A 12467-nucleotide genomic window follows, 5' to 3' on the forward strand; every position below is an offset into this window, starting at 1 on the left:
TTAATTATTAATTCTTTAATTTTTAATTATCTAAAAATATCCTTCACGTTTTTTCTGCTCCATGCTGGCTTCCTGGTCGAAGTCAATCACACGTGTAGTACGTTCGCTCTTTGTAGTGGTCATCATTTCCTCCACAATCTTTTCGATAGTATCGGCTTCGCTTTCTATTGCTCCGGTAAGTGGCCAGCAGCCAAGAGTACGGAAACGTATCTTCTTCATTTCTATTTTATCTTTGTACTGTTCAGGCAGACGGTCGTCGTCAGGCATAATGAGCTGTCCGTCGATGTTTATGACCGGTCTTTCCTTTGCGAAGTACAAAGGAACGATAGGAATATTTTCAAGACGTATGTACTGCCATATATCAAGTTCTGTCCAGTTGCTCAGAGGGAACACACGGATGCTTTCTCCTTTTCTGATGCGGGCGTTATAAATGTCCCAAAGCTCAGGACGCTGGTTTTTCGGGTCCCACTGGTGGAACTCATTTCTGAAAGAGAATATACGTTCTTTTGCACGTGACTTTTCCTCGTCGCGGCGTGCACCACCGAATGCTGCATCGAATTTGTATTTGTCGAGTGCATTAAGCAAAGCCTGTGTCTTCATTAGGTCTGTATGGACTTTACTACCGTGAGTGAAAGGACCTACACCGGCTTTGAATGCCTCCATATTGCTTTCTACAATGAGATTCCAGCCATATTTTTTTGCATATTCATCGCGGAACTGAATCATTTCCTTGAATTTCCATTTTGAGTCGATATGCATAAGAGGGAATGGTACCTTGCCCGGTGCAAAAGCTTTTTCTGCCAGACGTACCATTACAGATGAATCCTTGCCTATACTGTAAAGCATGACAGGATTTTCGAATTCGGCAGCCACTTCACGTATAATGTGGATAGACTCAGCTTCCAGTTCCTTCAAGTGGCTAAGTTTATATTCTTCGATCATATTTTTATTTTGTTTTTAGTCTTTTTTGAATGATATTTTAGGAAGTATAAGTTCCAGAAGTTTGTTTACAGACTCCTCAACACTCAGTTTTGACGTATCTATAGACAAAGCCGGGTTAGCCGGAGCTTCGAAAGGTGCTGATATACCTGTGAAGTTCTTTATTTCTCCACGTCTGGCTTTTGCATAAAGGCCTTTCACATCTCTTCTCTCGCATTCCTCTATAGGTGTGCTTACAAATATTTCAAGGAAATTTTCTTTTCCTATAATATTGGCAGCCATTTCACGAATGTCATTGTTAGGACTTATAAAGGCTGCAATAGTGATTATACCAGTATCTACAAACAGTTTTCCTATTTCGGCTATGCGTCGGATATTTTCCACTCTGTCTTCTTCAGAGAATCCCAAGTTGTTGTTTATTCCGCTGCGGATATTGTCTCCGTCAAGAATTCTGCATAGCAGACCACGCTTTTGCAATTCCCTTTCAAGAGCTATTGCAATCGTGCTTTTACCTGAGCCGCTCAGTCCGGTGAACCATATCATCACGCTATGCTGATGAAGCAGTTCTTCCTTGTCGGCTCTGGTGAGCATCTTGTCGAATATAGGATAAATGTTGTTTTTATTTTCCATATATGTCTAGTTTTTATTTATTTCTTAAAATGGCCAAATTTGCGGTATAAGCAGTACCGAAATTATGAAAGTAATGATATTAAGCGGCAGACCTATGCGTACAAAGTCTGTAAACTTATAATTACCGATACCCTGTACTATAAGGTTTGTCTGATAACCGATAGGAGTGGAGAAACTGGCTGAGGCTGCCACACATACGATGACAAAGAACGGCATAGGGCTTACTCCAAGCTGTTGCGATAGCGACAAGGCAAGCGGAAACGACAACGCTGCAGCCGCATTATTTGTTATCAGTTCGGTAAAGATGTTCGTTATTATAAATATTGCCGCCAGCAATACATACGGACCATAACTATGGCTAAGTCCTATAATCTGGCTCGCTATCAGGTCGGAAACCCCCGAATTCACCATAGCCTTGCTGATACCGAATGCACATGCAATGGTTATCAGCACGTCCCATGATATGTATTTGGTGTATTTGCGTGGAGGAAATATCTTTGTCCATGCCATAATAACTGTAGTTACCGACACGAAGAAGAACATATCCAGCTTGATTCCTTCGGGCAACATCTTCTGTATGGCAGGAAGTTCGCCTACTGTAGCACCTATAATCATAATCAATAATAATGTAAGGGCAAGCCAGCGCTTTTTCTTTCCTACAGGTTCTACATCCTTTCCGTTTGCCAGCATGATGAAGACAGACGATTCACCCCATGTCTTGATGAAACTGTCGTCTGCCATTATTACCAGAGTATCGTTCTCGCGGAAGTGCATCTTCGAAAGATTGGTATATGTGTTACCGTTTCTTCTCAATTCCTTTATCTCTGCACCATAGTGGCGTTTGAAGTCGAAATCGGAAATGCGGCGATTGATACCAGGGAAACGTGCTCCTATCACAGCCTCTATAGGATGTAGCGACGGATCATCTTCGCCTGAAATAACCTGATCCGGACGTTGTGCAGGGAGTAGTTTCTTTGAGAAAACGAACAGATATATGATACCGGCAAGTGCTATGAAGATACCCACCTTGCCAAGCTCAAACATACTGAATCCTTTCATTCCTGCATCCTGTATCATGCTGTGTACCACTAGATTTGTAGAAGTTCCTATAAGTGTACACATACCTCCCAAAATCGTTACATACGACAGTGGAATGAGGAAATAAGTGGCAGGAAGCTTTACGTAGTTTGCCCACCTCTTTATTATTGGCGCAAAAATTACCACAACCGGAGTGTTGTTGAGGAATGCTGATATGAAGGCAATACTTGGCAATATCCTTAGTTGAGCCTTGAAAACATTTATATTTTCTACGGGAAGCAACTTCTTTATAAGTTTTGTCAGAGCACCGCTTTGGCGTATTCCTTCACTTACCAGGAACAGCATAGCTACGGTTATCATACCTTTGTTGCTGAACCCCTCAAGTATTTCTTTCGGAGTCAATATTCCGGTGCATAGGAAAACCACGAGAACGGAGAACAAAATCATTCCCGGTCTCATCTTATCAGCAATTAGTGCTGCAAGCATCCCTACAAGTGAGACAAGTACTATGATTATTTCGTGTGACATCTTTTTTTATTCTTATCTTACTTGGCGATGAACCACGGGTTCAATAAATCTTCTTTATTATATGAGAGTGGCGTTTTCTCGTCTGTGTGATATACCTCTCTTCCGGCAGCACGGATAATGGCGTGTCCGGCAGCTGTATCCCATTCCATTGTCGGAGCGAAACGCGGATAAATATCTGCCTTGCCTTCAGCTATGAGGCATAGTTTTAGAGAACTGCCTTTTGATACAGTTTCTACATCAGGGTGTAATTCTTTAACCTTTTCGATAAATTCTTCTGTCTCAGGAGAAAGATGCGAACGAGAAGCCACTACGATGAATTTATTCCTTTCTTCTCTTATAGGAAGATGTATGGCTCTTGATGTCAGCGAAGAGAATGTTTCTTCTTCAGAAACTGAATTTATATTTTCCACTTTGAATGCACCATGTTCACAGTCGCCAAGATATAATTCTTCCTTTACCGGAATATATATTACTCCGGCTTGAGGCGTACCGTTTTTTACGTATGCTATATTAACGGTGAATTCGCCATTCTTCTTTATGAATTCCTTTGTTCCGTCCAGCGGATCGACTATCCACAACTCGTTCCATTCCTTTCTGTTTTCGAATGGAAGTTTCTTGCCTTCCTCACTCAGTACAGGAATATTTGTCGATGAAAGTATTCCGCTGATAACTTCATGCGCTTTCCTGTCGGCTATTGTCAGAGGTGAATTGTCAGCTTTCTTTTCTATTTCAAAATCCGCATTCGGATCAGTATAGACGCTCATTATTTTCGCACCTGCTTCTATTGCAGCACGGACTGCGACCATCAATATATTTTTATCCATAATCTATAAATCGCTGTAAAATAAGTACTTTTTTTCTAAAAGCCTGTAGTTGAAAACTCTGAATTCTTGGACAAAGTTACGTTTTATAACTTATTTTAAGATATAAGGCATTACGATAGCGCAGGTTTGGAGTGTTTCCACATTCTGTACATGTAGTATGCACAATGTGTCACTGCAAAGACAAATGATATGGTCAGCAATGTCTTATCGGCTTCCCAGCCTACTGTCTGTTGATGCCATAGCCCTGTTATTATGCTCAGTACGGACAATGATATCCCCATGATATTCAGTACCATATCTCCTTTTCTTATTTTCATTCCATTTTCCAGCTTACTGTGTCTGATACCGTACGATGCATATACGTCAAGTCCTATCAGCATCCAGAGTACGAGTCTTATCCATGTATCGGCAGGCAGGAAGCACATCATACACAGGCATGTCAGTATTCCCAGTATCGGTACTGCCGGTACAAACGGAGTCTTGAATGCCCTTGGTGCATCAGGCATGGTCTTTCTCACGACAAGAATTCCGGCGCATACCAGTGTGAATGCAAGAAGTGTTCCTATGCTTGTCATCTCGCCCGCCACCTGTGCAGGTACAAATCCAGCCAGCAGACTTACAACCACCATAAATAACAGATTACTGTGTACTGGTGTTCTTGTCTTTTCATTTATTTTTGAAAAAAACTTCGGTAGCAGACCGTCGTGGCTCATACTCAGGAATACACGGCTCTGTCCCATAAGAGTCACCATTATGACAGAACAGTAACCGAACAGTATCGCTAGAATAATAGCTTTGTTGAGCCAAGGATAAGCAGGAATGATTGTTCCTGAAGCATCAGCAGTTCCCATATTTTCTATGGCAACGGCTACAGGTGCTATTCCCACATGGCCTTTGAACTCGGTATAGTTCGCCACACCTGTCATCACGTGAGCAAACAGAATGTATAAAACAGTACAAACCAGAAGTGAAACCAGAATTCCTATAGGCATGTCGCGTTTAGGGTTCTTTGTCTCCTGTGCTGCTGTACTTACAGCATCGAAACCGAGAAAGGCAAAGAATACTATTGCCGCACCGCGGAATATTCCGGATATACCGAACTCACCCAGCTTTCCGGTATTTTCAGGAATGTATGGAGTATAATTGTCTGCCTGAATGAATTTCCACCCCAGTACTACGAAAACCAGTATTACGGCTATCTTCAGAAATACTATAAAACCATTGAATATGGAACTTCCTGCCGTACCTCGCATCAGTATGATGCTCATCATTATTACAATGAGTATTGCAGGTATGTTTATTATACCCCCGTCCCATGGGCAGGCCGTAAGATGATGGGGTAGGGATATACCTATACTTTCCAGAAAGACCACCATGTATCTGCTCCAGCTTATGCTTACGGTAGTTGCGGCAACGGTGTATTCCAAAACAAGATCCCAGCCTATAATCCATGCTATGAGTTCACCCATAGTGGCATACGAGTATGTATAAGCACTGCCCGAGACAGGAATCATAGAAGCAAATTCAGCGTAGCACAGACCTGCAAAGCAGCATCCTATGGCTGCAATTATGAACGACAGAGTTATGGCCGGTCCTGTAAATTCGGATGCTACAGTTCCTGTAATGGAGAAAAGTCCTGCACCTATTATTACTCCAACTCCAAGAGCTACAAGGCTTATAGGACCAAGCACTCTTTTCAGAGTCTTACTGCCGGAAGCCTGCGCTTCCGCCTGCAGAGTTTCAATGCTTTTTCTTATAAATAGTCCCATTCTGTTTTTAGTTGTAGATGTATTTATGTCTTTAATATGCCGAACGGTATTTGCCGTCCTCTTTATCGTCAAGTATGCTCAGATAAGAAGTATATCTTGATTCGCTTATGTAATGTTTTTCTACGGCTTCCCTCACTGCACATCCCGGTTCATGACGGTGCGTACAGTTGCCATATTTGCAATCGGCCGAGAATTTGAATATTTCCTTGAAATAATGTCCCACCTCTTCATCTTCCATGTCGAATGTACCGAAACCTTTTATTCCCGGAGTGTCGATTATGTATCCTCCTCCGTTTACGGGGAACATTTCGGAGAATGTCGTGGTGTGCATACCTTTGTTGTGAACATTCGAAATATCACCTGTTTTCAGATTTTGTTCCGGCAGAATGGCATTGATAAGTGTGGATTTTCCTACTCCGGAGTTTCCGGAGAAAAGTGTTATCTTACCTTCAAGAGCCTTTTTGATTTCTTCAATTCCTATGTTGTTCAGAGCCGAGACCTTATAACACTGATACCCGATAGTGGTGTATAGATTTATAAGTCCGTCCAGATATCTGTTCTCATCTTCCGAATATCGGTCTGTCTTGTTGAAAACCAGACATACCGGTACACGATATGCTTCGGCCGATGCCAGAAAGCGATCGATGAATGTAGTTGATGTTTCAGGATAGTTTACTGTTACGATAAGCATGCACTGGTCAAGGTTTGATGCTATGATGTGCGATTGCTTTGAAAGGTTGGATGAACGTCGTATTATATAGTTCTTTCGGTCTTCAATTTCTGTTATGAATGCAGTGCCTTCCTGATTGCGTATTATTTTCACACGGTCGCCAACAGCTACCGGGTTTGTACTTCTGATACCTTTCAGTCGGAAATTCCCTTTAATCTTGCATTCCACCGTGCTGCCTTCGTCTGTTTTAACGAGATACCAGCTACCTGTATTTTTAATTACTAAACCTTTATCCAAAAGAGTTGATTTTTTGTAATTGTGAATTAGTGATATTATTTAATAAAGAAAAGAAGAAACTGCATTACTGTGTTTTTGGGAAAAAATGGTAGTGCAGATTCTTCTTTCTTTTATAGTGTATAAATGTATTGGTGTATGCACCAATAAAAAAACATTATACTGTCATGATTTCCTTATCCTTGGCAGCAAACATGTCGTCAATCTGCTTGATAAACTTGTCGTGTATCTTCTGCAGTTTTGCTTCGCTGTTTTTCTGCTCGTCTTCAGGCATACCGTCTTTTACAGCTTTCTTCAATGCGTCGATTGCATCGCGGCGAGCGTTACGGATACTTACTTTTGCAGTTTCAACTTCGCCTTTACACTGTTTTGACAATTGTTTACGGCGTTCCTCTGTCAATGGAGGGATACCGATACGTATGATTTCGCCATTGTTTTCAGGCATAATTCCAAGTTCTGAGTCGATGATGGCTTTCTCAATCACGCGGAACATGCTCTTGTCCCAAGGCTTGATAGCTATGCTTCTGGCATCAGGAGTAGTTACTGCTGCCACATTGTTGATTGGAACCATGCTTCCGTATGAGTCAACTTTGATGCCGTCCAACAAACGTACATCTGCTTTTCCTGCGCGGATATGTGCCAATGCTTCGTCAAGGTACATGATTGCCATGTCCATTTTCTCTTCAGCTTCGCTGATTATAGTTTTTGAATCTGCCATTATTTTTTAATTTTTAGGTTATGCTGTTATGTGATAATATTTTAAGTGAACAAAAGTATGTGTTTTTTTGCTCTTTTGCAATAGTTGATGTATAAATTGATATTCTAAAATGAAACTATCCCGTTTCGTCACGCTTATTATGCTGTGCGAAACAGGATAGCTTAATGTCTGCAGACCTGTCAGTCTTTATATTCAGCCTTCAGAGTTCCGTCCTCATTTATCAGAACGTCATATTCAGCACCGCCTTTGCGTGCCTCTATTTCAAACCAGTCTCCAGCCGGAGTTTCTACGGCGTCTGCTTCATTTTCATGGCTTGTGTAGTTGGCCGATATATAGTTTTTCACGGCTTCAGGCAGATTGTTGTATGTAGTTTCATATTCTGTCCTTACCCATTCGTCTTTACCGTTGAAATACACATCCTTTTCTATGCCGTCATGTATAATCTCTATTTCTGTCAGTCCGTCGTCATGACCTTTTTCTTTTATTACGGCTCCAGGATATCTCTCGTCAAGAACAGCCTGAATTGCAGTTCCTGCTGATATACCTCCGTTGATATCATTTCCGAAGTTAGGTTTAGAATTCATCACATTTCCGTTCTCGTCAAAATATAGTTCAATGTCATTGTCATTTCTGCCTTCTATTTCAACACTGTAGAAATTACCTTTCGAATTCGTTTCGTAGTACTCTATGTCGTCAATGTAGTAATTAGGATATGTTGTCGTGATATGACTTTTGGCAGCTTCAGGCAAAACAGACGAATTTCTGTTGTAGTCCTTCTTTGTGTAAATCCACTCATATCCGGCAGTCAGCAAAGCGTCATGCTTGATGTTTTCGAATATGAATTCCACTTCAACACCGCCGTCCTCAAATTCCACATCAACTATTCTTGCACCCGGATATTTGCTTTCTACCCACGAGTACGCATTGTTGGCTGGCTGTGTAGGCAACAGGTCCGTATAGTCAGGATTCTGGTTTGCGTCAAGTACTTCTTTCACCAGAACACCGTCTTCCGAGTAATACAAGTCAGCTTCAGTCTCCTTGTTGTTTTCCTCCTTTTCTACCTCTATTACATATAGAACCAGATTTTCATCGTTTTTCTTTATCACATCCACTTCATCATCATGCCTCCAAGGAAGTTTTGAATAGTCACTTTCATTGAAAGCTGTCGTTACAGCTTGTGGAAGCGAAGAGAAAGGAATATCATATTCATGCATCTTGAATGTGGCAGTTGATTTTTCGAACCACGCTGTGAAGTCCGTGTCGTTTCCTGCACGGCTGCCGTTCCACTCGAAAGAAGCAATTGCGTAATTTCCGTTTGTTCTCCAGGATACATCTTTTGCTCCGGGGAATTCACGGTCGAATGCTTCGTAAACAGCATTGTCTATATAGCCGTCGCCGTTTTGCTTGTCACACGATGAAAGAGCGATAGTTCCACATATCAGGGCGGTTGTAATAAACTTTATTTGCTTCATAACAATTGGTTTTAAAATTATCATATCGCAAACATAGGATCGAAAACTGAAAAGATTTGGGAATTTTGAAAAAAATAGCGTCACTATGGAAATAAAACCACAGTGACGCTGCAATCTGTATGATTAATATCTTTTTCTTATTTTATGGCTGCTACAAGTTCTTCCGGAGTAAGAAGTGACTGTTCGCCTGTTGTCATATTTTTCAGAGTGACTTTTCCTTCGTTCATCTCGTTCTCGCCTACTATAGCCACAAAAGGAATCTGTTTTGCGTTGGCATAGCTCATCTGCTTTTTCATCTTTGTGCTGTCAGGATATATTTCAGCGCGGATACCAGCTTCGCGAGCCTTGAACAATATAGGAAGAGAATATTCTGTTTCCTTTTCGCCGAAGTTGACAAACAGAAGCTGAGTTCCGTTTACAGCCTCCTTCGGATATAGATCCAATTGGTTCAGAACATCATAGATACGGTCGGCACCGAAAGAGATACCTACGCCTGACATGCCATCCATTCCAAATACTCCTGTCAAATTGTCATAACGGCCACCGCCACTGATACTTCCTATCTGAACGTCAAGAGCCTTCACTTCGAAGATAGCACCTGTATAGTAGTTCAGTCCGCGAGCCAGAGTAAGGTCAAGTTCCACTTCAGACTTGACACCAAGCTGAGCCACATGCTTAAGGATGAATTCGCTTTCTTCCACACCTTTGAGACCAGTTTCGCTTGCAGCCAGAACAGTTTTCAGAGTTTCAAGCTTTTCTTCGTTCGAACCGCTCAACAGGATGATAGGCTGCAACTTGTCGATAGCTTCCTGAGGAATACCCTTCGATGCAAGTTCGGCATTCACATTGTCGAGGCCAATCTTGTCCAACTTGTCGATAGCTACAGTGATATCTACTATCTTGTCAGCCTCGCCGATGATTTCTGCTATACCGGTAAGAATCTTGCGGTTATTTATCTTGATTGAAACACGAATTCCGAACTTGTTGAACACAGAATCAATCATCTGCACCAGTTCCACTTCGTTAATCAGTGAGTTACTTCCCACAACGTCAGCATCACACTGATAGAACTCGCGGTAGCGTCCTTTCTGAGGACGGTCTGCACGCCATACAGGCTGAATCTGGAAACGCTTGAATGGGAAAGTAATCTCGTCGCGGTGCATAACCACATAGCGGGCGAAAGGTACTGTAAGGTCATAGCGAAGTCCCTTTTCGCAGAATTTGCTGGCCAGTTTAGCTGCATTGCGGCTCAACAGTTCCTCGTCAGTGATGCCTGAGAAGTAGTCGCCTGAGTTCTGAATCTTGAAAAGAAGTTTGTCGCCTTCCTCACCGTATTTACCCATCAGAGTAGAAAGGTTCTCCATCGAAGGAGTTTCTATCTGACTGTATCCGTAGAGGTGGAAAACTTCGCGTATAGTATCGAATATATAGTTTCTTTTCGCCATCTCAACAGGCGAAAAATCTCTTGTTCCTTTCGGTATTCCCGGTTTTGTAGCCATATTGTTTCTGTTTTAATTATTTTGCTTACAAAAGTAGATAATTATTTTATAAGAAGGAAATAATTGTAGAAATTACTCTTCGCGGCGTCCCATGAAAATCATTATATAATATACCAGAGTAGCAAGCGAGCTGAGTGCTGCAACCACGTATGTATAGGCTGCCGATTTGAGTGCATCTTTAGCCATATTGTGGTTATAATTATTTGTAATACCCGCACTGTTCAGCCATACCAGGGCACGACGGCTGGCATCAATCTCAACAGGAAGAGTTATGAAACTGAAAAGTGTTGTCATTGCGAAAAGACAGATACCTATCAGTAATAGCTGAGGAAACGAATTTATGAGCAATATACCTGCAAGCAGTATCCACGACATTATAGACGATGAAAACTGTACTACCGGTACCAAAGCCGAACGCATCTGCAGAGGAGCGTATGCACGTGCATGCTGTACGGCGTGACCGCATTCGTGGGCAGCAACTGCAGCCGCAGCCACGCTGCATGATGAGTAAACACCTTCACTCAGGTTTACAGTCTTGTTGGTTGGGTTAAAATGGTCTGTAAGCATACCCGGAGTGCTGATAACCCTTACATCGTAGATACCATTGTCGCGCAACATCTTTTCCGCTACCTCGCGTCCTGTCATCCCGTTGTATAGAGGAACCTTCGAATACTTGTCAAACTTGCTTTTCAAACTGGATTGCACTATAAAGCTCACTATAGCGATTCCGATAAAAATAATCCAAATTAATGCCATATATTTTCTGTTTTATAATTATTAATCAATGAATTGACGTACAAAAACCTTGCCAAAGTTTTAAAAGTGAATTTAATACGATGTAAAAATACTTTTCAAAAAGTGACTTTTGACTGAAAAAGCACCTTTCGAAAAGTGTTTTTGTTCTATCGGCTCTCTATTTCGGGCCGTTGCATTTCCTTTTTGCTTACTCCAAATTTCTTGCCGTAACGGATCCAATATGAGCGGGCTGCCATCTTGAACAGCCATTTTGGAAGTGGCATTGTAGCTGTTATGTCTTTATAGTTTCCTTTATTTACAGAAGCTGCCAATCTTTTTATAGCCCTTACGGCAATGTATCTGAACGGAGTTTCGAGAATAGCCTCTCCGCTGCCTAGCATGAGTGTCGAGCCTATAGGAAAATTGTTGTGTTTGCAGAAATATCTTATCATGCTTACAGCTACACAGTTCTGCTTATGCTCCAGAAATCCGCAGTTAATCAGTATCGAGATAACCGGTCTTTGCATAGGAAGATTGTTTTCCAGATTTTTCAGGAAGTTCAGCAGACCTACAGGGAGAGAATCGGCATACAGTGGAAACACTATAATTACATCCGAATATTTTTCCATCTCTGCAATCAGTTTCAGATGGTTTGACTTTGTTATGTTGAAATAATCACATTGCAGCCTGCTGTATTTCATGAAAATCTCCGAATACTTTTTCGAGTTCGATTTAGGGGCACGCGGGCTGCCGTTAAGAATCATTATTTTTCCCATTTCTTCAATTCATTTTGAACAGTTTTTTCCACTTTCTGTTCCGTTACGAATACTATCTCATATTTCCCAAAGTTCATGTTTCGCGCATTGCGCTCCACCAGTTGTCGGAATATCTCCTGTTCTTCGCTGTCAGTATCGCCATAAGCTATTATTATTGCATCCTTTGTTGCCACATTGCGCTGCACGTGGTGAGTTTCTCCTCGGTGTATGCGTATGAATGCCTGTTGTATCGGGATAGCCCTCTCAATCATTGTTTTCATCACAGAGTCATAACCGCCGTATTTTATATGGCCTACGTATATCACAGAACTACTTTCTGCTATATACGGATATACTTTGGTGGCATCGTCACGTATGACACATTTTCCAGGTGTCTTTGTCCAGCACCCGAAGCATCCTACACAATTGGCAATCTTCATAGACGATAAGTCGATATATTTTATGTCTTTATTTTCCCCTATCTCTAAACTAATGGGTCTATCGCTCATTATCAGTTTCATAGATTTACATTTGTTATTCTGGTTTCTGAATATAAAAACAAATGTTTATGAGGTAATGTTTACGGAAGGGGAGAA

At 41.6% G+C, this 12467-nt stretch carries 12 protein-coding genes; all 12 read right to left on the reverse strand.

What is annotated here, in order from left to right; genetic code table 11:
• Positions 1 to 30 precede the first annotated feature (30 nt).
• Positions 31 to 942 (reverse strand): sulfate adenylyltransferase subunit CysD, encoded by a 912-nt coding sequence (cysD, locus tag NW213_RS03250; RefSeq protein ID WP_204390506.1) that lies wholly within the window; start codon positions 940 to 942, stop codon positions 31 to 33.
• A 15-nt stretch (positions 943 to 957) separates the two neighbouring features.
• Complete coding sequence (gene cysC, locus NW213_RS03255) at positions 958 to 1569, reverse strand: adenylyl-sulfate kinase (protein WP_154043182.1); 612 nt, start codon at positions 1567 to 1569, stop codon at positions 958 to 960.
• 24 nt (positions 1570 to 1593) lie between these two features.
• Positions 1594 to 3135 carry an SLC13 family permease gene (locus NW213_RS03260; RefSeq protein ID WP_258321834.1) on the reverse strand — a complete coding sequence of 514 codons (1542 nt, stop codon included), beginning with the start codon at positions 3133 to 3135 and terminating at the stop codon, positions 1594 to 1596.
• A gap of 17 nt (positions 3136 to 3152) precedes the next feature.
• The gene (gene cysQ / locus NW213_RS03265; protein ID WP_154043184.1) at positions 3153 to 3959 is read right to left on the reverse strand and encodes a 3'(2'),5'-bisphosphate nucleotidase CysQ; all 807 of its coding nucleotides are present in this window, start codon (positions 3957 to 3959) and stop codon (positions 3153 to 3155) included.
• Positions 3960 to 4069: 110 nt separating this feature from the next.
• Entirely contained in the window at positions 4070 to 5728 is a 1659-nt protein-coding gene (locus tag NW213_RS03270) for an amino acid permease (RefSeq protein ID WP_258321835.1), read from the reverse strand.
• Between the two features lie 31 nt (positions 5729 to 5759).
• Complete coding sequence (rsgA, locus tag NW213_RS03275; protein WP_154043186.1) at positions 5760 to 6695, reverse strand: ribosome small subunit-dependent GTPase A; 936 nt, start codon at positions 6693 to 6695, stop codon at positions 5760 to 5762.
• A 154-nt stretch (positions 6696 to 6849) separates the two neighbouring features.
• Positions 6850 to 7410, reverse strand: a complete 561-nt coding sequence (gene frr / locus NW213_RS03280) for a ribosome recycling factor (RefSeq protein ID WP_154043187.1) — start codon at positions 7408 to 7410, stop codon at positions 6850 to 6852.
• 179 nt (positions 7411 to 7589) lie between these two features.
• On the reverse strand, positions 7590 to 8882 hold the full coding sequence (locus NW213_RS03285; RefSeq protein ID WP_258321836.1) for a PepSY-like domain-containing protein: 1293 nt from the start codon (positions 8880 to 8882) through the stop codon (positions 7590 to 7592).
• Positions 8883 to 9019: 137 nt separating this feature from the next.
• Positions 9020 to 10381, reverse strand: a complete 1362-nt coding sequence (gene hisS, locus NW213_RS03290; protein WP_204390512.1) for a histidine--tRNA ligase — start codon at positions 10379 to 10381, stop codon at positions 9020 to 9022.
• Positions 10382 to 10453: 72 nt separating this feature from the next.
• Positions 10454 to 11137 (reverse strand): zinc metallopeptidase, encoded by a 684-nt coding sequence (locus NW213_RS03295; protein ID WP_258321837.1) that lies wholly within the window; start codon positions 11135 to 11137, stop codon positions 10454 to 10456.
• A gap of 146 nt (positions 11138 to 11283) precedes the next feature.
• Entirely contained in the window at positions 11284 to 11892 is a 609-nt protein-coding gene (locus NW213_RS03300) for a hypothetical protein (protein WP_258321838.1), read from the reverse strand.
• Positions 11880 to 12392 (reverse strand): NAD(P)H-dependent oxidoreductase, encoded by a 513-nt coding sequence (locus NW213_RS03305; RefSeq protein ID WP_258321839.1) that lies wholly within the window; start codon positions 12390 to 12392, stop codon positions 11880 to 11882. The genes NW213_RS03300 and NW213_RS03305 overlap by 13 nt, the downstream gene beginning before the upstream one ends.
• Between the last annotated feature and the right edge of the window lie 75 nt (positions 12393 to 12467).

The sequence above is a fragment of the Bacteroides sp. ET336 genome, assembly GCF_024733815.1.
Taxonomy (GTDB): Bacteria; Bacteroidota; Bacteroidia; order Bacteroidales; family Bacteroidaceae; genus Phocaeicola; species Phocaeicola cellulolyticus.

Bases quoted from the DNA above. Each gene is read 5' to 3' on its own strand.
- cysD (WP_204390506.1), bottom strand. From the start codon at position 942: ATGATCGAAGAATATAAACTTAGCCACTTGAAGGAACTGGAAGCTGAG.
- cysC (WP_154043182.1), bottom strand. From the start codon at position 1,569: ATGGAAAATAAAAACAACATTTATCCTATATTCGACAAGATGCTCACC.
- NW213_RS03260 (WP_258321834.1), bottom strand. From the start codon at position 3,135: ATGTCACACGAAATAATCATAGTACTTGTCTCACTTGTAGGGATGCTT.
- cysQ (WP_154043184.1), bottom strand. From the start codon at position 3,959: ATGGATAAAAATATATTGATGGTCGCAGTCCGTGCTGCAATAGAAGCA.
- NW213_RS03270 (WP_258321835.1), bottom strand. From the start codon at position 5,728: ATGGGACTATTTATAAGAAAAAGCATTGAAACTCTGCAGGCGGAAGCG.
- frr (WP_154043187.1), bottom strand. From the start codon at position 7,410: ATGGCAGATTCAAAAACTATAATCAGCGAAGCTGAAGAGAAAATGGAC.
- NW213_RS03285 (WP_258321836.1), bottom strand. From the start codon at position 8,882: ATGAAGCAAATAAAGTTTATTACAACCGCCCTGATATGTGGAACTATC.
- hisS (WP_204390512.1), bottom strand. From the start codon at position 10,381: ATGGCTACAAAACCGGGAATACCGAAAGGAACAAGAGATTTTTCGCCT.
- NW213_RS03295 (WP_258321837.1), bottom strand. From the start codon at position 11,137: ATGGCATTAATTTGGATTATTTTTATCGGAATCGCTATAGTGAGCTTT.
- NW213_RS03300 (WP_258321838.1), bottom strand. From the start codon at position 11,892: ATGGGAAAAATAATGATTCTTAACGGCAGCCCGCGTGCCCCTAAATCG.
- NW213_RS03305 (WP_258321839.1), bottom strand. From the start codon at position 12,392: ATGAAACTGATAATGAGCGATAGACCCATTAGTTTAGAGATAGGGGAA.